This is a genomic window from Halorientalis regularis, assembly GCF_023698535.1.
GTDB lineage: Archaea > Halobacteriota > Halobacteria > Halobacteriales > Haloarculaceae > Halorientalis > Halorientalis regularis.
Map to the genome: position 1 here is coordinate 168,854 of NZ_JALJCL010000006.1, position 24,723 is coordinate 193,576.

General features: G+C 67.3%; 27 protein-coding genes. 14 read left to right on the top strand and 13 right to left on the bottom strand.

Features of this window, described 5'->3' with window-relative positions; genetic code table 11:
- Position 1: 1 nt before the first annotated feature.
- From pstB to MU521_RS09665, 4 genes are all read right to left on the bottom strand, one after another.
- Positions 2–967, bottom strand: coding sequence for a phosphate ABC transporter ATP-binding protein PstB (pstB, locus tag MU521_RS09650; protein WP_092691806.1), 966 nt, complete (start codon positions 965–967; stop codon positions 2–4).
- Positions 960–3,629, bottom strand: a complete 2,670-nt coding sequence (gene pstA / locus MU521_RS09655; RefSeq protein WP_092691808.1) for a phosphate ABC transporter permease PstA — start codon at positions 3,627–3,629, stop codon at positions 960–962. The genes pstB and pstA overlap by 8 nt, the downstream gene beginning before the upstream one ends.
- Positions 3,626–4,747, bottom strand: a complete 1,122-nt coding sequence (gene pstC, locus MU521_RS09660; RefSeq protein ID WP_092691811.1) for a phosphate ABC transporter permease subunit PstC — start codon at positions 4,745–4,747, stop codon at positions 3,626–3,628. Before pstC ends, pstA begins: the two co-directional genes overlap by 4 nt.
- A 94-nt stretch (positions 4,748–4,841) precedes the next feature.
- Positions 4,842–5,906, bottom strand: coding sequence for a PstS family phosphate ABC transporter substrate-binding protein (locus tag MU521_RS09665; RefSeq protein ID WP_092691813.1), 1,065 nt, complete (start codon positions 5,904–5,906; stop codon positions 4,842–4,844).
- A 319-nt stretch (positions 5,907–6,225) separates the two neighbouring features.
- Between MU521_RS09665 and MU521_RS09670 the strand changes: the two genes are divergently transcribed.
- The gene (locus MU521_RS09670; protein WP_092691816.1) at positions 6,226–7,221 is read left to right on the top strand and encodes a phosphate signaling complex PhoU family protein; all 996 of its coding nucleotides are present in this window, start codon (positions 6,226–6,228) and stop codon (positions 7,219–7,221) included.
- Between the two features lie 4 nt (positions 7,222–7,225).
- Here MU521_RS09670 and MU521_RS09675 read toward each other — a convergent pair whose 3' ends face one another.
- On the bottom strand, positions 7,226–7,600 hold the full coding sequence (locus tag MU521_RS09675; protein ID WP_092691818.1) for a 30S ribosomal protein S8e: 375 nt from the start codon (positions 7,598–7,600) through the stop codon (positions 7,226–7,228).
- An 83-nt stretch (positions 7,601–7,683) separates the two neighbouring features.
- Positions 7,684–8,643, bottom strand: a complete 960-nt coding sequence (locus tag MU521_RS09680; protein WP_092691821.1) for a hypothetical protein — start codon at positions 8,641–8,643, stop codon at positions 7,684–7,686.
- Between the two features lie 89 nt (positions 8,644–8,732).
- Here MU521_RS09680 and MU521_RS09685 point away from each other — a divergent pair, with 89 nt between their 5' ends.
- Both MU521_RS09685 and MU521_RS09690 read left to right on the top strand, forming a co-directional pair.
- The gene (locus tag MU521_RS09685) at positions 8,733–9,173 is read left to right on the top strand and encodes a DUF2240 family protein (RefSeq protein ID WP_092691824.1); all 441 of its coding nucleotides are present in this window, start codon (positions 8,733–8,735) and stop codon (positions 9,171–9,173) included.
- A complete protein-coding gene (locus MU521_RS09690) occupies positions 9,173–9,553 on the top strand; it encodes a DUF7993 family protein (protein ID WP_092691826.1) in 381 nt (126 codons plus the stop codon). The genes MU521_RS09685 and MU521_RS09690 overlap by 1 nt, the downstream gene beginning before the upstream one ends.
- Positions 9,554–9,562: 9 nt before the next feature.
- Here the strand turns inward: MU521_RS09690 and MU521_RS09695 are convergent, their stop codons facing one another.
- Complete coding sequence (locus MU521_RS09695) at positions 9,563–10,216, bottom strand: HAD family hydrolase (protein WP_092691829.1); 654 nt, start codon at positions 10,214–10,216, stop codon at positions 9,563–9,565.
- Positions 10,217–10,321: 105 nt separating this feature from the next.
- On the opposite strand from MU521_RS09695, the gene MU521_RS09700 reads away from it, so the two are divergent.
- The 3 genes from MU521_RS09700 to MU521_RS09710 all read left to right on the top strand — a co-directional run bounded on the left by MU521_RS09700 (position 10,322) and on the right by MU521_RS09710 (position 14,162).
- On the top strand, positions 10,322–11,080 hold the full coding sequence (locus tag MU521_RS09700) for an SIMPL domain-containing protein (protein ID WP_092691832.1): 759 nt from the start codon (positions 10,322–10,324) through the stop codon (positions 11,078–11,080).
- Positions 11,081–11,115: 35 nt separating this feature from the next.
- Positions 11,116–11,955 carry an orotidine-5'-phosphate decarboxylase gene (pyrF, locus tag MU521_RS09705; RefSeq protein ID WP_092691835.1) on the top strand — a complete coding sequence of 280 codons (840 nt, stop codon included), beginning with the start codon at positions 11,116–11,118 and terminating at the stop codon, positions 11,953–11,955.
- Positions 11,956–12,128: 173 nt separating this feature from the next.
- Positions 12,129–14,162: a PAS domain S-box protein gene (locus MU521_RS09710; protein ID WP_175452852.1), complete on the top strand. Its 2,034-nt coding sequence runs from the start codon at positions 12,129–12,131 to the stop codon at positions 14,160–14,162.
- Here the strand turns inward: MU521_RS09710 and MU521_RS09715 are convergent.
- The gene (locus MU521_RS09715; protein WP_092691840.1) at positions 14,150–14,347 is read right to left on the bottom strand and encodes a hypothetical protein; all 198 of its coding nucleotides are present in this window, start codon (positions 14,345–14,347) and stop codon (positions 14,150–14,152) included. The two genes, MU521_RS09710 and MU521_RS09715, sit on opposite strands and share 13 nt — an antisense overlap.
- A gap of 115 nt (positions 14,348–14,462) precedes the next feature.
- Here MU521_RS09715 and MU521_RS09720 point away from each other — a divergent pair, with 115 nt between their 5' ends.
- Positions 14,463–15,002, top strand: coding sequence for a J domain-containing protein (locus MU521_RS09720; RefSeq protein WP_092691842.1), 540 nt, complete (start codon positions 14,463–14,465; stop codon positions 15,000–15,002).
- On the opposite strand, the gene MU521_RS09725 is transcribed toward MU521_RS09720, so the two are convergent.
- On the bottom strand, positions 15,003–15,881 hold the full coding sequence (locus tag MU521_RS09725) for an MBL fold metallo-hydrolase (RefSeq protein WP_092691845.1): 879 nt from the start codon (positions 15,879–15,881) through the stop codon (positions 15,003–15,005).
- Positions 15,882–15,972: 91 nt separating this feature from the next.
- Between MU521_RS09725 and MU521_RS09730 the strand changes: the two genes are divergently transcribed.
- The 4 genes from MU521_RS09730 to MU521_RS09745 all read left to right on the top strand — a co-directional run bounded on the left by MU521_RS09730 (position 15,973) and on the right by MU521_RS09745 (position 19,210).
- Positions 15,973–16,644 (top strand): phosphoglycolate phosphatase, encoded by a 672-nt coding sequence (locus MU521_RS09730; RefSeq protein ID WP_092691847.1) that lies wholly within the window; start codon positions 15,973–15,975, stop codon positions 16,642–16,644.
- A 76-nt stretch (positions 16,645–16,720) separates the two neighbouring features.
- The gene (locus MU521_RS09735; protein ID WP_092691849.1) at positions 16,721–18,367 is read left to right on the top strand and encodes a GTPBP1 family GTP-binding protein; all 1,647 of its coding nucleotides are present in this window, start codon (positions 16,721–16,723) and stop codon (positions 18,365–18,367) included.
- 47 nt (positions 18,368–18,414) lie between these two features.
- Positions 18,415–19,008, top strand: a complete 594-nt coding sequence (locus MU521_RS09740) for a nucleotidyltransferase domain-containing protein (RefSeq protein WP_092691851.1) — start codon at positions 18,415–18,417, stop codon at positions 19,006–19,008.
- Entirely contained in the window at positions 18,986–19,210 is a 225-nt protein-coding gene (locus MU521_RS09745; protein ID WP_092691854.1) for a DUF8150 family protein, read from the top strand. The genes MU521_RS09740 and MU521_RS09745 overlap by 23 nt, the downstream gene beginning before the upstream one ends.
- 76 nt (positions 19,211–19,286) lie before the next feature.
- Here the strand turns inward: MU521_RS09745 and MU521_RS09750 are convergent, their stop codons facing one another.
- From MU521_RS09750 to MU521_RS09765, 4 genes are all read right to left on the bottom strand, one after another.
- Positions 19,287–19,967 (bottom strand): HAD family hydrolase, encoded by a 681-nt coding sequence (locus MU521_RS09750; protein WP_092691857.1) that lies wholly within the window; start codon positions 19,965–19,967, stop codon positions 19,287–19,289.
- 85 nt (positions 19,968–20,052) lie between these two features.
- Positions 20,053–20,535 (bottom strand): double winged helix-containing putative transcriptional regulator, encoded by a 483-nt coding sequence (locus MU521_RS09755; RefSeq protein ID WP_092691860.1) that lies wholly within the window; start codon positions 20,533–20,535, stop codon positions 20,053–20,055.
- The gene (gene mch / locus MU521_RS09760) at positions 20,535–21,467 is read right to left on the bottom strand and encodes a methenyltetrahydromethanopterin cyclohydrolase (protein ID WP_092691863.1); all 933 of its coding nucleotides are present in this window, start codon (positions 21,465–21,467) and stop codon (positions 20,535–20,537) included. Before mch ends, MU521_RS09755 begins: the two co-directional genes overlap by 1 nt.
- A gap of 24 nt (positions 21,468–21,491) precedes the next feature.
- On the bottom strand, positions 21,492–21,812 hold the full coding sequence (locus MU521_RS09765; protein ID WP_092691865.1) for an MTH1187 family thiamine-binding protein: 321 nt from the start codon (positions 21,810–21,812) through the stop codon (positions 21,492–21,494).
- Between the two features lie 101 nt (positions 21,813–21,913).
- On the opposite strand from MU521_RS09765, the gene MU521_RS09770 reads away from it, so the two are divergent.
- From MU521_RS09770 to MU521_RS09780, 3 genes are all read left to right on the top strand, one after another.
- A complete protein-coding gene (locus MU521_RS09770; protein ID WP_092691870.1) occupies positions 21,914–22,834 on the top strand; it encodes a hypothetical protein in 921 nt (306 codons plus the stop codon).
- A 51-nt stretch (positions 22,835–22,885) separates the two neighbouring features.
- On the top strand, positions 22,886–23,773 hold the full coding sequence (locus MU521_RS09775; protein ID WP_092691872.1) for an alpha/beta fold hydrolase: 888 nt from the start codon (positions 22,886–22,888) through the stop codon (positions 23,771–23,773).
- A 66-nt stretch (positions 23,774–23,839) separates the two neighbouring features.
- On the top strand, positions 23,840–24,715 hold the full coding sequence (locus MU521_RS09780) for a homoserine kinase (RefSeq protein WP_092691875.1): 876 nt from the start codon (positions 23,840–23,842) through the stop codon (positions 24,713–24,715).
- The last annotated feature ends 8 nt before the right edge of the window (positions 24,716–24,723 follow it).

Sequence of the window (24,723 nt, forward strand, 5' to 3'; positions counted from 1 at the left end):
GTCACCCGAACTTGCCGGTGATGTAGTCCTCGACGCGCTGACTCTCGGGGTTCTCGAAGATCTTGTCGGTGTCGTCGTACTCGACGAGTTCCCCGCCAGTGAGGAAGACGGCGGTCTGATCGGAGATCCGCGCGGCCTGCTGCATGTTGTGGGTGACGATGACGACGGTGTAGTCCTCGGCCAGATCGGTGACCAGATCCTCGATCTTCGAGGTGGCGATGGGGTCCAGTGCCGAGGCTGGTTCGTCCATCAGGATGACTTCGGGGTCGACAGCCAGACAGCGGGCGATACAGAGACGCTGCTGTTGCCCACCCGAAAGGCCGAGCGCGTTGTCGTCGAGGCGGTCGTTGACCTCGTCCCAGAGCGCGGCCTGGCGCAGCGAGCGCTCGACGAGTTCGGCCTCCTTCTCGGAGTCGTCGCGGCCGAACAACCGCGCCAACAGTCCCTTGTTGATCTCGCCGTGTTTGCGCGGCCCGTAGGAGATGTTGTCACGGATGGACTTGGGGAAGGGATTGGGGGACTGGAACACCATGCCGATACGCTTGCGGAGTTCCACGAGGTTCGTGTTGGGGTCGTAAATCTCCATCCCATCGAGTTCGACCGAGCCATCGATGCGAGCGGCCTTGATCCGGTCGTTCATGCGGTTGAGACACCGGAGATAGGTGGACTTCCCACAGCCCGAGGGGCCGATGAGCGCGGTGACGCTCTCCTCGGGTATCTCCATCGAGACGTCTTTCAGCGCGTGATCGTCGCCGTACCAGACGTTCAGGTCTTCGACGGAGAGTTTCGCGGGGCTGTCGAACCGATAGTCGGTCCACTCGTCGCGGATTTGCTCTTCGCTCTCGCCGGCCGTCGTGGTGGTCGAGGTCTCGACCCCGGTGGTGGCACCCAGTTGGCTGTCGGTACTCGTGTCGGTGCTGACGTTCGTGTCTGTATCCGTGTCCGTGTCGCCGATCTGATTATTCATAGTTGATCTTCCTCCTGAAGTAGGTCCGCGCAATGATCCCGACGGCGTAGAACGACAGGACGACCACGAGCAGCATGAACGCGGTGGCCCAGCCCTTCGACGTCGAACCGCTGACGCCGGCGGTGATGATACCCCACACCTGAGTCGGGAGCGCCGCGGAACTGTTGAGCAACGCCTCGTTCGTAATAAACGGCGGTGAGGTGGTGAACGCGAATCCGCCGAGTACGTCGATAGCGTTCGTCGCGTTGATCTCCGATCCGAGCACAAGGATGAGCGGTGCGGTTTCGCCAGCGATGCGGCCGACACCGAGGATGACCCCGGTCACGACGCCGGGCATCGCTGCGGGGATCACGACGCTCCTGATCGTCGTCCACCGGTCGACGCCCAGTGCGGCGCTGGCGTCACGGTACTCGTCGGGGACCGACTTGATGGCTTCGCGACTCGTGATGACCACGAGCGGGAGCAGCATGAACGCGAGTGTCAACTGGGCGGCCAGCAACGACAGGCTGTTACCGAGTCGTGGGATCAAAAACGCCGCACCGAACAGCCCGAACACGATACTGGGTGTGCTCCAGAGCGCGTTAGTCGCCGTCTCGACCACTTCGGTGAATCGCCCCTGTTCCGCGTATTCGGTGAGGAACACCGCCGCCCCGAGACCGAGCGGGACCGCGAACAGCGATGCTCCGATCACGATCCAGATCGTCCCGACGATGGCCGGGTAGATTCCGCCGGGTGCCTGTCCGAGCGGAATCGCTCCCTGAAGCACGGTCGGCCAGGAGAGCGATCCGTGAATCGCGACTTCGACCGGTCCGACGGCGAAGGCCGTTTCGCTCGTGGCCGCGACGTGGAGGCCAATCAGGGTGACGAACCCGGCCGCAGCCGTGAGCGCGAGTGTCACCTCTTCGCCCAGCACCCGGTGTCTGAGCGTGTCGTCCGTCGACCGGCGTGCCCGTGCGGCGAACGCGGCGAGACAGATCGACACGAGTGCCGCGAGCAGCGCGACTGTCGGCACCGGCGCGAGAGGGCCGAGTTGCGGGTTCGAGACGGCCGTCCACTCGAGGACGATGACCGCGAACAGCAGGGCAACGCCGCTGAAGAGCCCGACGTTGAGTAGCTGTGCGTTCTCGTGTGCGCGCTCGGCGAGGCTCCCCTCGCCGGTCAGCAGGGCACCCAGGGGAGCGAGTACGAGCGCGGCGACCACGATTGCACCGAGCGTCGCCAGGCCGAGTCCAACCGTGGGACCGATCGGGATACCACCAGGGGCCGGTCCGATACCCACGAACACCAGGCTCAAAAGGACCAGCAGGCCGATTACGGCTGGCACGGCCTGGCGCACGGGGGAGAGTCGTTCGTACTCGATGCCAACGTCCCGGAGGCTCCCGTACCGGCGAAGGAAGTACGTGAACAGGAGCGTGCCGGAGACGATCACGAGCAGATTCCCGACGGCCAGCGACGGGGTCACCCGGAACGCCGTGTCGAGCATGACAGTGCTCCTGTCGACGAGGATCGCGTACTGGTACGGAATCTCGAACGGCGTGCCGGTGACGATGATACCAAGCAGCATCGCAGCGAACGATCCGACGGCCGCGAGTGGGAGGACCCGGAAGAACTGACGGGCAGCCGAGTGCCACTCGTCGGTCCCTGCAGGGGCTCTGGCACGTTGGACCGTCAGGACCAGAAGCGGAGCCAGTACGACGAGCAGCGAGAGGGCACCGATGGAGAAGTCGTGAAACGCCCAGCCGATCCCTTTGACCGCGACGAAGACCACGATCGCGGCCATGATCGCGACCATCAGGAACGCGTTGAGGTTGATCACGAAGAAGGCACCGTACTGGCGGCCCCTGGCACCGAAGTCGGCGCGACACTTCGCCGCCGACCAACTCGATAGCAACGACCCGAACAACACGAACACCGGAATGACAGAGCCACCGGTGAACCCACCACTGAGATTCTCCGGGGTCCACTGCCAGCCGACGCCGATGACCGCCGTCGCGATGGTCGCACCGAGGATACCGATGATCAGCGCCGGCGGGACCGTCGACCCGATATCTTCGCGAGGGGAGACCGTCAGCACGACGAAGCCGACACCGAACAGGAGACCGCCGAGCGCCCACAGCGGGACGCCCGCAATGACCCCGGGCACACCAGGGAAGGAGGCGACGATAACGGCACCGATAGCTGCACCGAGCAGACCGAACACGATACCCGCGAGCAGGCCCGCGCTCATGCTCGGGTCCGTCTCGACGAATCCGAACCGTGAACCAGCCCCAGCCGCGACGAGGAGTCCGGCCTCGACGATCATGACCAGACCGAGCATCGTCGCCAGCGAGACCGGCAGTGCGGCGGCCGCCACGGCCAGGCCGACCAGGCTCACGAGCAGGCCGAGCGCGACGCCCCGAACCCGCTGTGACGTGATAGGGACGACGTTCGTGTAGGAGAACACGGCGACGATCCCGACGCCGCCGGCGACGACGCCCAGAAGGATACCGAAGAAGGTCACCAACTCCATCCCGGTGGCCGCCAGCGAGACGCCGTCGGCGAACGTGATCATCCCGACGACGAAAGTGGTGATACTGAGGGCGATTCCGACGTCCATCGCCCGGTCGTAGAGGTTCGACTCCGCGCTGACGAGTTCGTTCTCGTGTGCGTACCCTTCGCTCATTGTTGGCCCTGCAGTTTCCGGTTGATACGTCGTTCGACGTACTGTGAAATGACACTCATGCCGGCGACGATGACGAACAGCATGACGCCGGCGACGAACAGCACGTCCAGCGTACTCTCGGTGGCGCTCCCGTAGTTGTGCGCGATGGCGCTGGTCAGCGTCGAACTCGCGTCGAACATGTCGAACAGCGGCACCGTGGGCTGGACGACGGCACCCAAGATCGCCGCGACGGCCATCGTCTCGCCGATGGCTCGTCCCAGACCGAGGATGATCGCCGCCGAGATGCCCGACGAGGCCGCGGGCACGGAGATGCTCTTCATGCTCTGCCAGCTCGTCGCGCCCATGGCAGCGGACCCGTCACGCATCGCGTCCGGGACGCTCGACAGGGCGTCTTCGGAGACGGAGACGACGGTCGGCAGTGCCATGATGCCGACGACCAGGCCGGCGATGAGGAAGCTGGCTCCGTCGTCGAGGAACGACTTCTGGATGAATCCGTTCAGTACTTTGAATCCGATAAACCCGTACACGATAGAGGGGATACCGGCGAGGATCTCGACGCCCGGTTTGATCGCTTCCCGCAGTCGGTCGCTCGCGACCTCGGCGATGAACAGCGCACCGAGTACGCCCAGCGGCGCGGCGATGAGTCCCGCGATTGTAGTGACGATAACAGTCGCCCAGATGAGCGGTATCAGCGAGTAGACGCCCGCACGCGGGTTCCAGATCGTCTCGCCGGTCGGCAAGACGAAATCGAGCCAGAAGAACCACTGGGGCCCCGATTCCAGAATCGGGATGGTCAGAAGATCGATCCCATGGGCTGTAAAGGCGGGGAACGCACTGAAGAAGAGGTAGACAGTGATTAACGTCACCGTGAGGACTGTAAGGATCGTCGCGACCAGCGTCAGCAGTCGCGCGATCTCCGCCTGGTGGGTCCGCCACCCGAACGCGGTCACGACGACGAAGGCGGCGAGTACGGGGAGCGCGAACCCTGGCGCGAGGAAGATGCAGAGCAGCGACGCCACCAGAGAGAGCACCGACAGCCCGACCGTCCGTAGCGCTCCCTCGGATGGGTCCTCACCGAGTATCGCGTCCTGTACCTCCGCCGTGACTGAGCTGAGCATTTAGGTTACCACCACGTATGCTGCTGTATGCTTTAGCTGTTTTCTAATTCTATCGATTCGGTGCAACCGGTCTCTAAAAAACAGTCACGGGACCTCAGGACTGCGACGGGAGCTTGTTCTTCTGTTCTTTCTGCCGGCGGGCCCCGAGCTTGAAGTAGTTGTTCGGGCCGACGAAGGTGTCCTGCCCGAAGTCGTGCAGAACCATGTTGATGACCGCGGCTTCCTGCTTGGACGTGCCGTCCCACGTGTAGCAGTGCAGGTCACGCGAGAGTGGGTACTGTTTCGAGTCCAGGCCGTTCTGGTCGTCCTGGTACTTGTACGTCGTTCCTTCCCACTCCAGCGCGACGGGCGAGAGCCCGCCAGTGTCGACGAACGCGAGCGCGAGGTAGCTGATCGCGTTGTCGGCCTGCGCGACAGCCGAGGCGAGTTGCTGGTTCTGGCCGTAGCGGTTGGCGACCGTGGTGTTTGCCTTGGGATCGCCGAACACGTTGCTCACGAAGGAGGTGCGCGTCCCCGAGCCCTTGACGCGACCCAGCACCTGGACGTCTTTGTCCGGCAGGCTGCTGTCGATCTCCGACCACGTGCTGATGCGGCCCTTGTAGAGGTCCTTGAGCTGCTGGCCCGTGATCTTGCTGAGGCCAGCGTCGGCGATCTCCTGGGAGACGACCAGCGGCTGGCCGTCGACGCCGACCACGTGGTCGATGAACTTCTCGTAGGAGTCACGCTCCGGGAGCTCGTCCTCGACGTTCCCCGAGGAGTTCCCGATGTCGTACTGGCCGTTCTTGACCTTCTCGACGCCCGTCCCGGAGTGGGACAGGCCGACGGTGTAGGGGAACGGCGGCTGACCGCTGTCCGAGGGCTCGAAGCCGTAGAGGCCGGCCCAGTAATCGGCCAGGTTCTTGTCCGTGTCAATGTCGTAGTCGGCCGCGGGCCAGTACTCGGTGTCCGAGGCGGGTCGGTTACCCTGCCAGTAGGACGCCGCGGTGTTCATGATCGGGTAGACGGTCGAGGACCCACCCGAGGTCAGCGTCCCCGGACCGTCACTCCCACTGCCGTCGCCACCGCCGATACAACCGGCGAGGGCTGTCCCTGCGATCCCAGTTCCCGCTGCCGCCACGAACTTCCGGCGCGAAAGGCCAGAGTCTGATTCGTGCGTCATCACCAAATACGGATAGGCAGATGAATAAATACCCTACTATTACTTTTACCCCTATATCCATTATCTATATAGAATTACGTATCACTACCTCCTACCGGCCGCTACTCGCCGGTTGTAGCTCCTCTACCCGCGTTTTCGAACGCGAGTGGGTCCCAAAGTCGGACTACCACCGGCCGCACGTGACGTCCAATAGCGAGGGTTCGGTGTCGATGTACAGTCCGGATCTACCGACAAGGGACTCATCGCGTCCACATGGGTTATTCGTCCGAGCATATATAGATATAGATTGATTTATTGGGGAGAAGTCAGAAGGACGGGTATGGAGACGCGCAAGGTGCAGGTCACGGGCGGGTCGACGTACACCGTGTCGCTCCCGAAGGACTGGGCGACCGAGAACGACGTGAGTGCGGGGAGCATCGTCGAGTTCCACGCCGAGGACGACTCGCTGCTGCTCTCGCCGAAGCAAGATGAGGAGCGCACGGAGGGAACCCTCGACGTGAGCGGGCTGGAGGGCGACCAACTCACGCGCGCCGTCATGACGATGTACGTCAGCGGGTTCGACATCATTCGGCTGGAGACACCGCGCGTCAGCGCCCAGCAGCGCCGGACCATCCGCCAGGCCACGCAGGGACTGGTCGGACTGGAAGTGATCGAGGAGACCAGCGAGCGCGTAGTGTTGCAGGACCTGCTCGATTCCTCGGAGCTGTCGGTCCACAACGCCATCACGCGCATGCGACTGGTCGCGCTCACGATGCTGTCGGACGCCGTGGATGCCCTCGTAGAGAACGACGACGATCTCGCACACGACGTGCGCGAGCGCGACGACGACGTGGACCGACTCTGGTACATGATCTCCCGGGTGTTCCGGTCGGTCCTTCGGGACCCGACAGCGGCCTCCCAGATCGGCCTCCCGCGGGAGACCTGTTTCGACTACCAGTCCAGCGCCCGCCAGCTGGAGCGGATCGCCGACCACGCCTCGAAGATCGCGCGGCTGACGCTGGAAGTCGACGACGTACCCGAGGACATCGGCGAGGGGCTGTACGAACTCCGCGAGGAGGCGCTTGCAGTGCCCGAGACGGCGATGGACGCCCTGCTGGAGGACGATGCCGACGAGGCCACCCGGCTGGCCACGGAAGCGCGCTCGCGTATCCGCCCGATCGACGACAGCGCTCGCGAGATCGACGACCTCATCCACCAGATGGACTCACAGACCGCCCAGGTCCTGGGACTGGTCGTGGACTCGCTGTCACGGACCGCCGACTACGGCGGCAACATCGCGGAGAGCGCACTGCAGAAAGCGGCACCGCGACCCTGAAACCTTACTCGTCGACGAGGACGCCGTTGACCTGGCCGTCCTGGCCGGGCCGGGAGGTGACGCGGACGCGGCCCTCGCTCGTCTCGAGGATCGCACCCTTCGTGATGATGTTTCGGCGGGCGTAGTTGGGGTTGGCGTCGTTGGCCTCGACGTTCTCGATCTCGGCGGCGACGACCTCGCCGTCGGTAGCGACGCTGGCGGTGTCGGCCTCGATAGCGCGGATCTTCTCGGTGTTGCCGCGCTTGTCGACGAACTTCAGCTTCGCGTCGCCAACCTGCGTCTCGGTCGGCTCGTCGCCGAGTTCGTGCTTTTTCTTCTTGTGGTTCGGTCGCAGTCGACCGCCGGTGCGCTTGCGCGTCGAACGTCCCTGGTCTTTCATACCCGAGGATTCGCAGGCGTTCACTTGAACCTCTCGACTCGCCAACGCCGTGGCCGCCACCGGCCGGGACGCGCTGTTCCCGCTCACGCAGGCCCGTGGTCGTCGAGTGCGGCCTGGACGGCCCCGAAGTCGACGGGCGGTTCGAACTCGTCGAGCGTGGCCTCGACCGCCGATAGAGCCTCGCCGTACTGCTCGCGCCACGCGGGGCGTGCCAGGTCGTCCAACCGGTCGCCGAGTCGCTCCCGGCGGGATTCGAGGTCGTCGAGCCGGTCGGCGAGTCCGTCGATGTCGGCCGTCTCCTCGCCCGCACGTTCAGCCCAGGTCCGAACGTCGGCGAGTTCGGCGCGGGCGTCCGCGACGACGAGTTCGTTCACCCGCTGTCGCTGGGTCACCGCGAACCACTGGGTGGCCGGGTCGGGTTCGTCCGCGCCGATCACGTCGGGCTCTTCGAGGCGGTCGGCGGCCGTTTTGAGGTCGTCGAACGCGGCCTCGATTGCGCCGACATCGGCGGACAGTTCGCCGACGCGGGTCTCGTGGCTGTCCAGCCAGCGCTCGAGTTCGTCTGCGTCGGTCGCGAGTTGCTGTGCGTCCCCGTGGAGGGCGTCGGCGTCCTGGCCCAGATCCCGGAGGTCGCGAACGTACTCGTAGACGGATTCGCTGTACTCGCGCCGATGGATGAGTTCGTGGAGGCGGTCGGCCAGGTCCAGCGCCCGCGACTCGACGGACTCGGCACGGGCCGCGAACTCGTCCAACCGCGCCGCGACGGTTTCGAGGTCGGGGGCCTCTGCGGCGGCCGCCTCGACTTCGTCGACCCGCATGGTCGCGTACTCGGCGCGGTTCTCTGCGTTCGAGACCGCCATCGACGTGTCGGATTCGAGTTCGGTGATGCCGTCCTCGGAGACGATGCGTTCGACCGCGACCTCCGCGAGAACCGTCCGGATCGTCTCCTCGTCCGGTCGGTCGTCGCGGGCCGCGATCCGTTCGGCGGCCTCCATCAGCGACAGTCCCGTCACGTCCCCTGGCGCATCGTCGTCCTGCTCCATGCGGGAGCGATAGAGCGGCGGCCCGATTAGCGTTTCCGTCGACACGGGTTCCGATGGGTTTAGGACCGTCCCGGTCGCCGGAAGTGACGATGAGTCTTCGGACAGCCGTCGCCGCCCCGTTCCGCCAGCAGGGCACGACCGCGATGGGAGAAAGCGAGTTCGTCGTCGCCCTCTCGCTGGACCGGGACTGGTTCACGCCCGACCAGGCCAAGCGCCTGCTCGACGTGGCCGCCGGCGAGGGGCTGGTCACCCGCGACGCGGGCGAGGTCGAGGTCGAGTTCGACCCCGACGGCGTCGACGTGCCCGAGGGGTTCGTCCCCGACGAGTCGATCCTCCAGCAGCGCTCGACGTTCGAGCGCATCCTCGACGCCGTCGTGGAGGCCGGGACCGAGAAACAGACCGCCGTCGCCGAGATCAACTCCCTCCAGGCGGATCTGGGCGTGACCGTCGAGGCCGCGGCCGTCGTCTACGCCAAACGGGAGGGGCTGGACGTGGCAGACACCGCCGAGCGCGCACTGGGTGAACTCTGATGGTCGAGGATACGATCACGGACGGCAAACGGATCGCACAACTGCTGGCCTCCGAAATCACGGGCCGGGAGACGGGGCCGCTGGCCGCGATGGCAGTCGTCGACGCCGACCCGGACGTGGAGCCGACCGCCGACGGAGCCGTCGCCTACGGCGTCGACCGCGACGGCGAGCGCGTGGCCGACGTGGCCGTCCAGCCCGAGCGCGTGTATCTGGAACTCCGAACGGGCGTGGACACGGGTGCGGAAGCGGCCGCCGACGCCGACCTTCGGGTACGGCCCAAGGCCGTCGAACCGCCCCGCACCCTCGTGTTCGTCGAGTCCGGTGCGGCGGTGAAGACGGCAGTGGACGTGCTCGTCGCGGCCGCTGGCGGCGAGTCTTGAGTCAGCGGATTACAGCGAGTCGAGAATCGCGGGCAGTCGCGCGACCAGTTCCTCGCGGTCGACTGCGGCGTCGGCCGCCGGGTGTGGCTCGGGTCCATCTGGATACAGCACCTGCACAGTGGCGAGACCGGCGTCGGCCGCACCCTGCACGTCGACTTCGGGACGGTCCCCGACGTAGACCGTCGCGGCGGGGTCGACACTCAGTTCCTCACAGATCGCGGCGAACGCCCGCTCGTCGGGCTTGCCGGTCGGGAGCGAGCCCGTGATGACGACGGCGTCGAACAGGTCGGCCCAGCCGAGCGTCCCGAGTTTGCCCCGCTGGGCGACCAGCGGGCCGTCCGTCAGCAGGCCGGCGCGGTAGGACTCGCGCAGGGCCGCGAGCAGGTCCGGGACGCCCGCGACGGGTTCGAGGGCGTCCTCGATGGCCAGCCGGTAGGCCGTCGCCACGGCCTCGGGGTCGGTGTCGTCGGTCAGCAGTCGCTCGAAGATGGGGGCGCGGGTCTCGGTCGCCGCGACTTCGCCGTGGGCGTCGAGGTAGTCCGCCCGCTCGATGGCGTGGGTGTCGGCCCGCTCGGTCGCGTCGTCGAGCAAGGCCTGACGGTCGCGGTCGGTGACCGCCAGCGTGTAGTCCAGATCGAACACGACGGCGTCGAACGACGGCATTCCGTCGACCGTAGCGGCCCGTCGGGTTTGAGTGTTCCCCAAGAGTCAAACCGGCGTTTGACTCTACGGCGAGTATTCATACGGGGCCGGTGAACTGACGGGTGCATGCGAAAGACGATTGCCCTGGCGCTCGCCGCCGCCGTCGTCCTGACCGTCGGCGCGGCGGGCACAGTCCTCGCGATGGGTGGCACCGGCTCGCAACCAGCACAGACCACCGCCGACACCGGTGGCCAGACGATCACCGTCTCGGGCGATGGCTCGGCCAGCGCCCAGCCCGATCAGGCCGTCCTCCGCTTCGCCGTGACCGCCGAGGGTGACGATCCGGCCGCGATCCGCTCCGAACTCGCCAGCGGTGCCAGCGACCTGCGGACCGCACTCTCGGAGGCTGGCGTCGCCGACGACGCCATCGAGACCACCGGCTACAGCATCGAGGAACCGCTGCGGCGCGTGCCGCCGGGTCGTGACGGCGGCGAGACCGGTCCGGAACTGCGCGGCGTCCACGTCTTCGAGGTAACCCTTTCCGACACCGACCGCGCCGGCGCAGTCGTCGACGCGGCGGCCGGCGCGGGCGCGGCAGTCCAGTCCGTCCAGTTCACGCTGGCGGCCGACACCCGCGAGGACCTCCGGAACCAGGCGCTCGAAAACGCGATGGACAACGCTCGCAGTCAGGCCGACACGCTCGCCAGCGCGGGCGGGCTGTCGGTGACCGGCGTCGCCAGCATCGACGCGACGGGCACCAACTACCGCCCCGTGGCCTACGACGCCGAACGGGCCCAGGCGGCCAGCGGTGGCACGACCATCGAGACCGGCGACGTGTCCGTCGAGACCAGCGTGCGGGTCGTCTACGAAGCGAGCGGCCAATAGGAACCTTGTAGTGAGTCCCGGGCCAGCGCCCGGTAATGACCTTCTTCGACCGACTGGCCGACCGCATCGACGCCGTCGACAGCGTCGTCTCCGTCGGCCTCGATCCCGATATGGACCGGTTGCCCGAGCACCTGCTGGACCGTGACCTCCCGCGGTGGGCGTTCAACCGCCGGATCATCGACGCGACCCACGAACACGCCGCCTGCTACAAGCCCAACGCGGCCTTCTACGAGGACCCAGACGGCTGGCGGGCACTGGAGGAGACCATCGCCTACGCCCACGGGAAAGACGTCCCCGTCCTGCTCGACGCGAAACGGGGCGACATCGGCAACACCGCCCGCCAGTACGCCGACCTGCTCGACCGCGCGGACGCCATCACCGCCAACCCCTACATGGGCCGGGACTCGCTGGAGCCGTTCCTGGAACGCACCGATTCGGGCGTGTTCCTGCTCTGTCGCACTTCCAACCCTGGCGGCGCGGACATCCAGAACCTCGAACTCGCCTCGGGCGAACCGGTCTACGAGCGCGTGGCCGCGCTGGCCGACACCTGGAACCGCAACGGCAACGTCGGCCTCGTCGTCGGCGCGACACAGCCCGACGAACTGGCGGAGATCCGCGAGATCGTCCCCGACCTCCCCTTCCTCGTCCCCGGCGTCGGCGCACAGGGCGGGGACGCCGAGGCCGCGGTGGAACACGGGCTGGCCGAGCTGGACGAGCGGAGCTCGCCGAACCGGTCGCGGTCCGGTATCGGCGTGGGACTGGTCAACTCCTCGCGCGGCATCATCTTTGCTGGTGAGGACCAGGGCGAGGACTTCCACAAGGCCAGTGGGCAGGCGGCGAAGCAACTGAAACAGCGACTCAATCAGTATCGCTGAGGCCCGGTCTCCGAAGTTACCTGATCGTCCCGCGATACGAACGCACGGTCGAGTGCGACGGTGCCCGGTTCGTCTGTGACCCTGCCGGTCGGCACCATCCCGCCCGATTTCGTCCCAACATCCATGAGTATATGCCCGCCTATCGACAAGGAAGTCGTCTGCCTGCAAGACCTATGAAAACTCGCTATGCATTTTTCCTCGTCTTGCTGTTCGTGACGGCAGTTCTCTCAGGCGCGATCTTCGTCGGGTTTCAGGAGTACAAGGCGACACTCTACGAGGAGAGTCGCGAGGACACGACACAGACGGCGGTCCACGTCGGTTCGGAGCTCGCCTCGGAGTTCTCGGGACGGCGACAGACCGTCCGGTTGGTCGCGGCGACGCCAGCGGTCACCCGGCACGGGACCGACGCCCAGCGAGCAACGCTCCAGCGACTGGTCGATGAGACCCAGTTCTCCGGGGCATCGGTCGTCGCCAGCAACGGGACGATGACGAACATCGTGTCGGACCTGACGCCGGCCGAGCGGGCCGAACTGATCGGGGCGGACTTCAGCGACCGGACCTACTTCCAGCGGGCGATGGCTGGCGAGACGTACCTGGGCGAGCCCATCACGGCCGAGTCGGGCAACGACATCGTGACCGTCAGCACGCCCATCCGACACAACGGGACGATCGTGGGGACGCTCAACGGTGCGTACCACGTCCCCGAGACGTGGTTCGCGGACGGCGTGACGGCCTCGCTGGGACGCGAGGACGGGCTGACGATCTACGCACGGTCGGGCAAGGAGGTCTACTCGGAGCCACCGGAACCGGGGGCCAACATCATCGTCAGAAACGCCACCATCGGCGACACCGGCTGGACGGTGAGCATCCAGTCGAGTCAGCGCCACGTCCAGTCGACGATCCAGACGGTGACGTACCTGCAGACCGGGAGCATCCTGGCAGTAGTGTTCACGATCGTCGGGTTCGGCTGGTGGGTCTACCGGCGGAACCTCCACCAGGTCGAGCACCTGCTGGACGGGTTCACGCGCCTCGAAAACCGGGAGTACGGGACCGATATCGACGTACAGGGCGGCGAGGAGTGGCAGCAGATCGAAGCGGGGTTCAACGAGATGAGCCGGTCGCTGGCCCGGTTCGAGCACGAGCGCAGGGAGCGCGAGCAGTCGCTCCGGGAGTTCAAACGCGCCGTCGAACACGCCGGCTACGCGGTGTTCATCACCGACACCGAGGGACGGATCGAGTACGTGAACCCGGCGTTCGAGGAGATCACGGGCTACCCGGCGGCCGAAGCGGTCGGCGCGACGCCGGACATCCTGAACTCGGGGGAGATGTCCGAAGACTACTTCGCCCGACAGTGGGAGACGCTGCTGGCCGGCGAGGAGTGGGACGAGGAGATCGTCAACGAGCGCCGCAGCGGGACGCGATACGTCGCCCGGCAGACGATCACGCCGCTGACTGGCGAGGACGGGTCGGTCGAGAAGTTCGTCGCCATCCAGACGGATATCACGGCACTCAAAGACCGCGAACGGCACCTGCAGACACTCAGTCGCGTGTTGCGCCACAACCTCCGAAACAAGATCGGCGTGGTCGTCGGCTCGGCGGAACTGCTCGTCGGCGACGGCGATGCCGGCGTCGACGAGGCGGTGATCGGCAACCGGATCGTCGACGCGAGCCAGCAGCTCACGGACCTCGCCGAGAAGGAACGGCGGATCGTCACACTCCTGACCTCCGACCCGCGCCGCAAGCGGATCGATCTCGCGGCGACGGTCGAGTCGGTCGCGACACGCGTCCGGCACGAACATCCCGACAGTCGGATCACGGTGACCTGCCCCGACGACGTGACTGTCACCGGGATCGACGAACTCCAGCGGGGACTGTACGAACTCGTCGAGAACAGCGTCGTTCACGCCGACGACCGGGCGACAGTCGAGGTCACCGTCGACCCATGTGACCGGAGCGTCGCGGTCACGGTCGAAGACGACGGCCCCGGGATCCCGTCGAACGAGCAACCGATCCTGACAGGGGGTGCCGACATCGAACCCCTCTCGCACGGGAGCGGCCTCGGACTCTGGCTGGTGTATCACATCGTCCGGCTGTCCGATGGCGTCGTCACCTACGCCGACGGCACGCCGACGGGCAGTGTCGTCACCGTCGAACTCCCGCGGGCAGACCCCCGCTCGGAACGGGACGAGGACAGTCAGAACCGATAGGTGTCCACACCGTCGGGCATATTTTCCGGCTGGCGCTCGCCGCGACCACCCACGTCGGAGAGGCACTCGACGCAGAGTCCGGTCTCCTCGTCGAAATGCTCGTCACAGACCATCTGGGCACATCGCGAGCAGGTGTGACTGACTTCGCCCGTGACACAGATCTCGCAGTTCCCGGAGACGCTCATGTGAGCTGATAGCACGGCCACGGGTTTGAATCCTGCGCGGAGACGGAGGAGCGCGCTGACGGCAGTCAGGGCCGCAGTCGAGAGGCTTACGAGGGTGGGGACCCAATCGAAGCGCGTGGATCACGACCGGCTCATCACGGGCATCGCGGCCGCGCTGGCGGGGTGTGCAGTCGTGCTGACCCTCCTCGCGTTCGTCTACAACCTCGCGATCCTCGCGGTCGCGGCCGGTCTCGGTGCCGCCGCCTACTTCATGTGGTACCAGGCCAGCGGCCGACTCGCCTCCAGGCTCTACCAGTCGGTCGAGGACCGGGCGCGGCAGAACGGCGCACGAGGACGCTCGCGGACCCGCGAGACTGGGGGGTTCGGCGCTGGACCGCGCGAAGAGTGGACCGCCCCGGGGGGTCGCGGCGGGCAGAGCCGTCAGCGTGCGGGCCAGCAACGGCAACAACAGCGCCAGCGCCGTCGGCCACCCTCGGCCGACGACGGCCCCAGCCGGAGCGAGGCGTACCGGATCCTCGGACTGGACACGGACGCCGACGAGTCCGAGGTCAAGCGAGCCTACCGGCAGAAGGTCAAGGAGGTCCACCCGGACACCGACGGCGGCGACGAGGAGCGGTTCAAGAAGGTCAACGCGGCCTACGAGCGACTCACCTGATCACTGCGTGTCGAGATACCGGCAGACGCCGACCACGTCCCGGCGAAGGGTCGGGCTCTCCCACTCCGGGCGCAACGCGTCGAGCATCGCGTCCAGATCGTCGTCGGTCTCGGCTCTGACCCGTTCGACCGTCTCGACGAACTCCGGCAGAATCTCCGCGTATGCGTGCAGTTCCGCCGTGGCTTCGCCGCGCTCGCCGGGCCCGAAGTGGCTGTACAGCGTCCGCGACGGCTCCAGGTCGAGCAGGCGGTCGACCGTGTCGAGGTTCGCTTCGAGGTCGAAACTCGGCGGCGGCGTCGTGGGGGCCACGGTGTCCGAGCGCGGGTCGAACGCGCCGACGGCGTCGGCACCGAACAGCGTCCCGCTGTCGGGTTCCAGCGCCACGTAGTGGTGGGGCGCGTGACCCGGCGCGTCGTAGAGTTCCAGTTCGCGGTCCCCGAGATCGAGGACCTCGCCGCCCGAGACGGCGCGACAGCGGTCCTCGGGGACCAGTTCGGGGTCGCCGTAAGGGGCTTCCATCCCGATAGCAGCCTCGACGCTCTCGACTAGCCGGTCCAGGCGCTCGGCGTCGGTGAGGTAAGAGAGGCCGCGCTCGTGGACGACGACGGTGGCGTTCTCACAGGCCGCCAGCAGACGGGCGGTGCCGGCGGCGTGGTCGAGGTGGACGTGACTGACGAGGAGTGTCTCGACCGCGGCGGGGTCGATGCCCACGGTGTCCATGGCGTCGAGGATGCGCTCGGCACCGGCGACCGTGCCGGCGTCGAGAATCGCCGGGTCGGCGGCGTCGAGCAGGTAGGTCGCGAGCAGATTCGGCGTGCCGAACAGTGCGTTGTCGACGAGGTAGGTGTCGGGACAGCCGTCGACGTGTGGCGCGTCCATACCCCCGAGTAGGACTGCGGTCACTTATCATATACGAGCCACTACTCGGTGGCATGGATCGGACAAGCGACCGAGTCTGGAGGGCGACATCGTGACGCCGCCGCTGGCCGTCGACATCGACGGGACGCTGACGGGGCCGAGCCGGGCCATCGACCCGCGCGTGATGCGTGTCCTGCGGGAGTGGGACGATCACGTGGTCGTGGCGACCGGGAAGGCCTTTCCCTATCCCGTGGCGCTCTGTGAGTTCCTCGGGATTCCGATCACCGTGATCGCCGAGAACGGCGGCGTCGTCGCCGTCGCGGGCGAGGAGATCGTCTTCACCGGCGACCCCGACAGCGCCTGGGCCGTCGCCGAGGAATACGAAGCCGCCGGCTACGGGTTGGGCTGGGAGGAACCGGACTTCGTCAACCGCTGGCGCGAAACCGAGATCGCCGTCGCGCTCGATCAGCCCCTCGATCCCCTCGAACGGATCGCGGCCGACCACGGCCTCGAAGTCGTCGACACAGGCTTCGCCTACCACGTCAAGACGCCAGACGTGGACAAGGGCAAGGGGCTGGAGGCCGTCGCGCGCACGCTCGACCGCGATCCCGCCGAGTTCGTCGCGGTGGGGGACTCCGAGAACGACGTGGCGACCTTCGAGACCGCCGGACGCTCCGTCGCCGTCGCCAACGCCGACGACAGCGCGCTCGCGGCGGCCGACGAGGTGACCGAGGCCAGCTACGCCGACGGCTTTCTGGCGGCGGTCGACCGGATCGATGGATAACCCGCCTCGCGAGCGCCGTGCTATCGTGCAACACGATCCGAGAAAGCTTTTGATAGTGGTCCCCTAACGCGAACGTATGAGCCCCGACCGGGCCGTCCTCGAGCGCGCCATCGAGCGCGGCGAACAGGAGGGCGGCAGCGTCGAGTTCAAAGAGCGGCTCACGAAAGACCTCCACGCGACGGAGGGACGGTTCGAGAGCCTCGCGGCACAGCTCCGCCACCGCGTCCTCTCGGGCGACGGTGAGGCCACCTACGTCGTCGGCGTCACCGACGACGGCGGTCTCGCCGGGATCGAGCCCGAGACGTTCTCCGAGTCGATGGACGTCCTCTCCCTGCTGGCCGAAGAGGCCGGCGCACACATCGACGACGTGGAGACGTGGGGTGTCGACGAGGCGACCAGTACGGCGGCGAACGGCGACGCCGGAACGGGCGGCATCGTCGGCGTCGCCACCATCCGCGAAGGTGCGGTCATGGGAGACGACGAGCACATCGTCGTCGGGACCGCCGGCCACGTCGACCACGGCAAGAGCACCCTCGTCGGGTCGCTCGTCACGGGCGACGCCGACGACGGGGAAGGCGGCACCCGATCCTTCCTCGACGTGCAACCCCACGAGGTCGAACGCGGCCTCTCGGCGGACCTGTCCTACGGCGTCTACGGCTTCGACGACGACGGCCCGGTCCGGATGGACAACCCGCACCGGAAATCGGATCGCGCCCGCGTCGTCGAAGAGGCCGACCGCCTCGTGAGCTTCGTCGACACCGTGGGTCACGAGCCGTGGCTGCGCACGACGATCCGCGGCCTGGTCGGGCAGAAACTCGACTACGGACTGCTCACCGTCGCGGCCGACGACGGCCCCACCAAGACCACTCGCGAACACCTCGGCATCCTGCTGGCGACGGACCTCCCCACGATGGTTGCCATCACGAAGGCCGACCTCGTCGACGAAGATCGACTGCGGGAGGTCGAACGCGAAGTCGAGCGCCTGCTCCGAGAGGTCGGGAAGACGCCACTGCGCGTCGAGCGCCACGGCGTCGACGCGGCACTGGAAGAGATCAGCGAGACCGTCGTGCCGGTCCTCACGACGAGCGCGGTCACGATGGACGGCCTCGACCAGCTGGACGAACTGTTCGAGCGCCTCCCCAAAACCGCCGGCAGTGACCGCACCGACGAGGACTTCACGATGTACGTCGACCGCACGTACAACGTCACCGGCGTCGGCGCGGTCGCGTCCGGGACCATCAGGTCCGGGACCGTGGAGGCCGGCGACGAACTCCTGCTCGGGCCGATGCAGGACGGCTCCTTCCGCGAGGTCGAGGTCCGGTCCATCGAAATGCACTACCACCGCGTCGACGAAGCCCAGGCCGGCCGCATCGTCGGCATCGCGCTGAAAGGCATCGCCGAGGTCGACATCGACCGCGGGATGGTCCTGCTTCCGCGCGAGGCCGATCCGACGCCCGTCCGGGAGTTCGAGGCCGAGGTGATGGTGCTGAATCACCCGACCCGGATCGGTGACGGCTACGAGCCGGTCGTCCACATCGAGACCGTCAGCGAGGCCGCCGCGTTCTACCCCGAGGGCGGGCAGCTCCTGCCGGGCGACTCCGGCGAGGCTCGCGTCCGCTTCAAGTTCCACCCCTACTACGTCGAGGAGGGCCAGCGGTTCGTCTTCCGCGAGGGGAGTTCGAAGGGCGTCGGCACCGTGACCGACGTGACGCCGGTGGAGTGAGTGGGGGGTCCTCGACTTTTTCACCCAAGGGAACGGAATCGAACACCATGGAGTTCACTGACGACGGTATCCACATCGACAAAGAGCCCAACGCGCTCGACGAGTTGATTCTCGACGTGGCCGACGTACTCGATTCGGTCGGGGTGGACTACGCTGTCGTCAGTGGCTACGTCGTCGTACTCCTCGGACGTGCCCGCGCAACCGAGGACATCGACGTACTCGTCGAGCGGTTCGACGAGGGAACGGCCGATGAGATAGCACAGCAACTGTGGGACGCCGGATACTGGGGGTCGACGATGCCACTCGAGGAGATGCACGCGACGCTCGCGGACGGTCTCCCGATTCGTATCGCTAGGGACGGCCATCGCGTTCCGAACGTCGAACTCAAGTTCCCGAGCGACGAGTTCGACAGAGCGTCCCTCGAAAACACGGTTCAAATACGGTTCGACGGGAACGAACTTACCGCTGGCTCCGTGGAACTACAGATAGCATACAAGCTCAGTATGGGCGCACAGAAAGACGCGGAGGACGCACTGTACCTCTACGAAGTCACCGAGGGAACGCTTAACACAGACACACTCGAAGGGTACGTCGACCGGCTCGGTGTTCGGGACGAATATGAGCAACTCAAAGGATCTTGACCGAAAACACGAGCGAAACCTGGCGGATCGTCGTGAGCAGATCAAACGATGGGCCGAGTACGTCCGGACGCATCCGGACAGAGATTGGAGCCAACAGGTGAACACCCTCGTGAACGCCCAAATTCAGTCGGCCCGGGCCCAGGAAGACGACCGACCGTCGATGGACGAGTTGCGGGACTCGCCCTTGCTCGACGACAACTGATCACCCCCCAGCGTCGCCCGCAACACCTTCGGTTCCGCTTTCCTACGGTGTTCGGCCGCCGTACCCGGTGCGGAATTCAGTTGTCTTCCCACGGCGGGTCTTCGAGGTCGGCCATCGAGGAGAGCAGGTAATCGGGCGTCGTGGTCGGTTCGGAGCCGTCGGTCAGTAGGGCGGCCTGGATGCCAGCGCCGTCGGCCCCGCGGACGTCCTTGTAGACGGTGTCGCCGACGTGGACGGCGCGGCGGGGCGCGGCGTCGAGCGCGTACAGCGCCTCGTGGAACGGCCCGGGTTCGGGTTTGGGCGCGGTGTCGTAGCCACCGTAGACGATCACGTCGAAGGCCTCACGGACGCCCAACGCGTCGAGTTTCGGGTCCTGCACCTCGGGACCGCCGTTGGCGACCAGCGCGAGGTCGTAGGCCTCGCCCAGCGCGTCGAGCGCCGACAGCGCCCCGGGAAGTGGTTCCACGTCGCCGTGGTCCCGCTTCGAGGCGTAGAGGGCGGCGAGTCGGCGGCCCACGGCGGGGTCACGGCCCGACTCCTCGGCGAGGCTGGCGAACGCCATCTCGCGGCGCTCGGCCCGGGTCTCGTCGGTGACGACTTGCATGAACAGTTTCTCGCGGTACTCGGCGGTGGTGAAGAACGGCTCGACGCCGAGTTCCTCGAAGGCGGCCGCGAGCAGTTCCTCGCGGGACCGCCGGTACTCACAGAGCGTCCCGTCGAGGTCCAGAAACACGGCGTCGGGCGGCCGGTCGTCCATCGGTCTCGGGTTCGGCGTCCGGCGGGTAAAGGGTTCCCCCCGTGACGAGAACTGCCGGTCGGTCGGGGTGGGTCCCGACGCGGACTCAGACCGGCCGATACCCCTCGTCGGCCCGCTCGACGTGGCCGAACACGACGCCCCAGTCGAGCAGGCACCGCGTCCGTGCAGTCCAGACGCGCTCCCAGTCGCCGTGGCGATTGCGCTCCCAGGTCGGGACGGCGTCCCGGATGGCCGCGAACCCGGCCTCGGCCGACAGCGGTTCGTCGGCCGCGTCGAGCGCGTCCAGCAGTTCCGGCACGCCGAACACTCGCTCGACGAACGCCTCGGCGACCGCTTCGTCCGTGGGGTCGCAGCGCTGTCGCTCGTAACCCCGATCGGTCTCGGTCGCCAGGTGCAGGGCCCGACAGAACGTGAGCCAGGCCTCGGCGTCCTCGCGGGCCGTGACGGCAGTGCGGTTCAGAATCCGCGCACAGCAGTCGTCGACCGAGCCGGGGACCAGTGGGATCGCCCCGTGGACGGCCCCGAGCAGGTCGGAATCGACGGGGTCGGGGGCGACCTTGAACCGCATCAGAGGTCGAAGCTCTCGGCCAGCAGGTCGTGGTTCGGCTCGCCCAGGACGTGTGTTGGACCGCCGACCACGTCGACGGTGACCTGTGCGGGCGCGAAGACGGACTCGGGCACGTCGTAGAACTCCCAGTCGGCCTCCTCGAAGATCTCGGCGAACGGGCGGTCGTACTCGTCGGTCGCGCTGGAGGGGACCTCGTCGAAGCGGTCGAACTCCTGATCGACGACGAGATGGGCGCGGCCCCCGTAGGCCAGTGCGTCGTTGGTGCGGGCGATGGCGGTCTCCTCGTCGTCGCCGACGGGCGCGACCGGCGCGGTGGCCGACACCGAGAGCACGTCCAGCGGGTCGTAGCCCAGTTCCGAGAGGCGGAAGACGGCGAGTTCGGCGGCGCGGGCGGCCATCGTGACGCTGCCCGTGATGCTGGCGCTGGAGAAGGCGGGCAGGAAGGCGCCGCTCTCGGGGACGCCCGCGACCTCGGCGACGTGTTCGGCGACGGATTCATCAGGCACCTGGTCGCTCTCGACGGCCAGCACGGCGAAGTCGAACTCGTCGCGGTAGCCGACCCGCTGGAACACGTCTTCCTCGGCGACCAGCGCACGAGCGGGGCCGCTCCCCAGTCCCTCGAAGCCCTCCAGCGAGAGTTCCCAGCCAGCCTTCTGCCCGCAGAGCAGTGCCAGCGCCGGGTGATCGGTCGACAGTTCGACGTGGGTCAGGGGCGCACCGGCCACGGTGTCGACGGTCGTCGAGACCGTCGAGAGGCCAGCGGTCGCGATCTCCGTGAGCAAGAGGCCGGCCTCCAGGCCGCCGGGGATCTCCACCCCGAAATCCAGTACCACTGCCTCGTTGTCGAGGCGGGAGACGGCGACGTTCAACTCGTCGGCGAAGTCGATAGCCTCGTCGACGAGATCCGTCGCCATCCGGTTCAGACTCTCCATACCTCCGCTTGTGCGCGCCACCCTTTAGGCGTCCGGGTCCCGGTCGCTCCGGGCCGGTCTGCCGAGTGCGTCTTCGACCCCCGCGACCTTCTCCTCGGCCGACTGGCGGGTGCGCTTGTCGTCGATCTTCAGGACCGTGCTCACCCGGTCGGCGTCGACGGCCTCGTGAGCGGCCTGTGCGGCCGCGAACAACTCGCCGATCTCCTCGGCCTCGATGGTCGTACCCATCGGCGTGGTCTCGTAGGCCACGTCGAACTCCTCCAGGGCGTCGACGGCCGCGGCGACTTCCTCGGCCATACTCCCCTCGATCACCGGTGCGACACTCAGGAATCCGACGACTGTCATGGGTGGGCGTGAGAGCGGCGCGAACAAAAGCCCGCGCTCGACCGGCGACACGTGTCAGACATGTGAAAAACACTATGTCAATCGCGTGTGAGAGCGACGACATGGATTCAGAGTTCACACGACGGCGTGCGTTGCGACTGGGCGCGGTGACGGCGAGTGTCGGAGCGGTCGGCAGTGTCGCCGGCTGTAACTCCATTCCGTTTCTCGGCGGGGGCGGGAAGACGCTCGCGTACAACAACGCGCTGTTCGCGCCGGGCGACGTTCCGGGGACCGACGAGGGGTACGTGTTCACCTACAGCGACTACGAGATCCTCCGGAACAACGAGGACAACCTCGAAAACGGCACGGCGACCTACGAGGACGACACGGAATCGTTCCCGTTCGAGCAGATGGGCGTCGACTTCGATAGCACGGACGCCAACCTGGCGATCCTGGCGGTCGGCGGCCACACCACGGGGAGTTTCGAGGCGAGCGACGTTGGCTCGTCGCTGGAGAGCAACGGCTTCAGCGAGGACGGCAGTTACAGCGGCTACACCCTGTACGCGGGCGAGGAGCGGACCGTCGGCGTCAAAGATGGGGCGGCGGTGTACGCGACTGCCCGGGACACTGCGGGGTACGACCGGGGGAGCGCGGTCGAGACCATCGTCGACACGAAGGCTGGCGAGGGGAACCGCTACGCCGAGACCGACGAGGAGTACTCGGCGCTGGACGAACACGTCTACGACGACGCGGTGATCGCCGTCGGCGGCACGGGCGGTCTGATCGAGTTCTTCGCTGGCGATATCGAGAACGTCGTCGGGTGGGCCATCAGCGGTCGGATCGACGGCGGCACCCAGTACGTCAAGAGCGCACACGTCTTCGGGAGCGAGAGCGACGCGAACACCGACGCGGTCGACCAGTGGGCTCAGGACAGCAGCCTGTTCGCGGACGCGACCGACCTCTCGACCTCACAGGACGGCCGCGTCGTGACCGTCGAAGGGACCGGGGAGACGTTCGGCGGGACCGGCGCGGATCAAGGGTAGTAACCGACGCGTCCCGGTGCCGGTAAGTGGCCCGCCTGCGACCGCCCGGGCATGACCGACCACGAGCGGACCGTCGCGGCGAACGGGCTCGACTTCGCCGTGCGCGAACACGGCGACGGCGACCGGCTAGCACTCTGTCTCCACGGCTTCCCCGACGACGCCGGGTCGATGGACCCGCTGGCGGAACGGCTCGCCGACGCCGGCTTCACCGCCGTCGCGCCGTACATGCGTGGCTACGGCCCGACCGACGCAGCACCGGAGTCCGACTACAGCGCTCGCGCGCTGGGGGCCGACGCGGTCGCACTGGCCGACCGACTGGTCGAGGACGACGGCTACGACGACGCCGTCCTCGTGGGCCACGACTGGGGCGCAGTCGCGGGCTACAGCGCGGCGCGGCTCGATCCCGACCGCTTCTCGGCGATGGCGACGATGGCAGTCCCGCCGCGGTTCGGCGCGGCCATCTGGAACCACCCCACGCAGTTCCTGCGGAGCTGGTACGTCTGGTTCTTCCAGCTCCCGGGCCTGGCCGAGCGGACGCTCCGTCGGGACGATTTCGCCATGATCGAAGTGCTGTGGAACCTCTGGAGTCCGGGCTGGGACTACCCCGAGGAACGCATCGAATCGGTCACGGAGACCTTCCGGACCGACGGGACCGCCGACGCGGCCCTGCAGTACTACCGCCAGTTCGTCAATCCCTTGGTGTCCGACCTGTTCCGGAACGGCCGGCCCGACCCCGACGACACCTCACCCATCGCAGTCCCCGGGCTGGTGATCGCAGGGGCCGACGACGGCTGTATCGGGCCGGAACTGTTCGCGGACGCGGGCGACGCGTTCGCGGCCGACGCCCGCGTCGTCCGGATCCGGGACGCCGGACACTTCGTGCACCAGGAACAGCCGGACGTGGTGGCCGAGGAAGTGATCGAGTTCTGCAGTGCGTGACGGTGTGACACGGCGAAAACCCCGGAGTCCGCTACCTTTTTGCCGGCCCTGACGGAAGCCACGTGCATGCTCACCGTCCGGGCGCCGGCCACGAGCGCGAACCTCGGGAGTGGCTTCGACGTGTTCGGGGTCGCCCTCGACCGCCCGGCGGACGTGGTTCGTGTCGAGACGGCCGACGAGATCAGCATCGAGGTCACCGGCGTCGGCAGCCAGTACATCCCCGAAGACCCCGACAAGAACACCGTCGGGGCCGTCGCCGAGGCACTCGACGCCCCCGCCCGCATCGAGATCGACAAGGGCGTGCGCCCGGCCTCGGGGCTGGGCTCGTCGGCCGCCAGCGCCGCCGCGGCCGCCGTCGGACTGAACGAACTGTACGACCGGGGCCACTCCCGCGAGGAACTGGTCCCCATCGCCGCCAAGGGGGAGGCCGTCGTCTCCGGCGACGCTCACGACGACAACGTGGCCCCGTCGATCATGGGCGGGTTCACCATCGCGACCGACGACGGCGTCACGAAGGTCGACGCCGACATCCCGCTGGTGGCCTGCCTCCCGGATATCGTCGTCTCCACGCGTGACGCCCGCCGGGTCGTCCCCGAGTCGGCCCGGGTCGACCAGTTAGTGGAGACCGTCGGCTGGGCCGCGACGCTGACGACGGGCATGCACCGCGACGACCCCGACCTCGTCGGCGAAGGGATGAACGACACCGTCGTCACGCCCGCCCGCGCCGAGTTGATCGACGGGTACAGTCAGGTCCGGGACGCCGCCCTCGACGCCGGCGCGACCGGCGTCACGATCAGCGGTGCCGGCCCGACCGTGATCGCCGCCTGCGAGGACGGCGACCGCCGGGCCGTCGGCACCGCGATGATCGACCAGTTCAACGCGGTCGGCGTCGAGGCCCGCGTCTACCAGACCGAGATCGGCGACGGCGCGACGCTGTTCTAAAAATCCGC

Coding starts and splice junctions, on each gene's coding strand:
- pstB (WP_092691806.1), bottom strand. CDS start 967: ATGAATAATCAGATCGGCGACACGGACACGGATACAGACACGAACGTC.
- pstA (WP_092691808.1), bottom strand. CDS start 3,629: ATGAGCGAAGGGTACGCACACGAGAACGAACTCGTCAGCGCGGAGTCG.
- pstC (WP_092691811.1), bottom strand. CDS start 4,747: ATGCTCAGCTCAGTCACGGCGGAGGTACAGGACGCGATACTCGGTGAG.
- MU521_RS09665 (WP_092691813.1), bottom strand. CDS start 5,906: ATGACGCACGAATCAGACTCTGGCCTTTCGCGCCGGAAGTTCGTGGCG.
- MU521_RS09670 (WP_092691816.1), top strand. CDS start 6,226: ATGGAGACGCGCAAGGTGCAGGTCACGGGCGGGTCGACGTACACCGTG.
- MU521_RS09675 (WP_092691818.1), bottom strand. CDS start 7,600: ATGAAAGACCAGGGACGTTCGACGCGCAAGCGCACCGGCGGTCGACTG.
- MU521_RS09680 (WP_092691821.1), bottom strand. CDS start 8,643: ATGGAGCAGGACGACGATGCGCCAGGGGACGTGACGGGACTGTCGCTG.
- MU521_RS09685 (WP_092691824.1), top strand. CDS start 8,733: ATGAGTCTTCGGACAGCCGTCGCCGCCCCGTTCCGCCAGCAGGGCACG.
- MU521_RS09690 (WP_092691826.1), top strand. CDS start 9,173: ATGGTCGAGGATACGATCACGGACGGCAAACGGATCGCACAACTGCTG.
- MU521_RS09695 (WP_092691829.1), bottom strand. CDS start 10,216: ATGCCGTCGTTCGACGCCGTCGTGTTCGATCTGGACTACACGCTGGCG.
- MU521_RS09700 (WP_092691832.1), top strand. CDS start 10,322: ATGCGAAAGACGATTGCCCTGGCGCTCGCCGCCGCCGTCGTCCTGACC.
- pyrF (WP_092691835.1), top strand. CDS start 11,116: ATGACCTTCTTCGACCGACTGGCCGACCGCATCGACGCCGTCGACAGC.
- MU521_RS09710 (WP_175452852.1), top strand. CDS start 12,129: ATGAAAACTCGCTATGCATTTTTCCTCGTCTTGCTGTTCGTGACGGCA.
- MU521_RS09715 (WP_092691840.1), bottom strand. CDS start 14,347: ATGAGCGTCTCCGGGAACTGCGAGATCTGTGTCACGGGCGAAGTCAGT.
- MU521_RS09725 (WP_092691845.1), bottom strand. CDS start 15,881: ATGGACGCGCCACACGTCGACGGCTGTCCCGACACCTACCTCGTCGAC.
- MU521_RS09735 (WP_092691849.1), top strand. CDS start 16,721: ATGAGCCCCGACCGGGCCGTCCTCGAGCGCGCCATCGAGCGCGGCGAA.
- MU521_RS09740 (WP_092691851.1), top strand. CDS start 18,415: ATGGAGTTCACTGACGACGGTATCCACATCGACAAAGAGCCCAACGCG.
- MU521_RS09745 (WP_092691854.1), top strand. CDS start 18,986: ATGAGCAACTCAAAGGATCTTGACCGAAAACACGAGCGAAACCTGGCG.
- MU521_RS09750 (WP_092691857.1), bottom strand. CDS start 19,967: ATGGACGACCGGCCGCCCGACGCCGTGTTTCTGGACCTCGACGGGACG.
- MU521_RS09755 (WP_092691860.1), bottom strand. CDS start 20,535: ATGCGGTTCAAGGTCGCCCCCGACCCCGTCGATTCCGACCTGCTCGGG.
- mch (WP_092691863.1), bottom strand. CDS start 21,467: ATGGAGAGTCTGAACCGGATGGCGACGGATCTCGTCGACGAGGCTATC.
- MU521_RS09765 (WP_092691865.1), bottom strand. CDS start 21,812: ATGACAGTCGTCGGATTCCTGAGTGTCGCACCGGTGATCGAGGGGAGT.
- MU521_RS09770 (WP_092691870.1), top strand. CDS start 21,914: ATGGATTCAGAGTTCACACGACGGCGTGCGTTGCGACTGGGCGCGGTG.
- MU521_RS09775 (WP_092691872.1), top strand. CDS start 22,886: ATGACCGACCACGAGCGGACCGTCGCGGCGAACGGGCTCGACTTCGCC.
- MU521_RS09780 (WP_092691875.1), top strand. CDS start 23,840: ATGCTCACCGTCCGGGCGCCGGCCACGAGCGCGAACCTCGGGAGTGGC.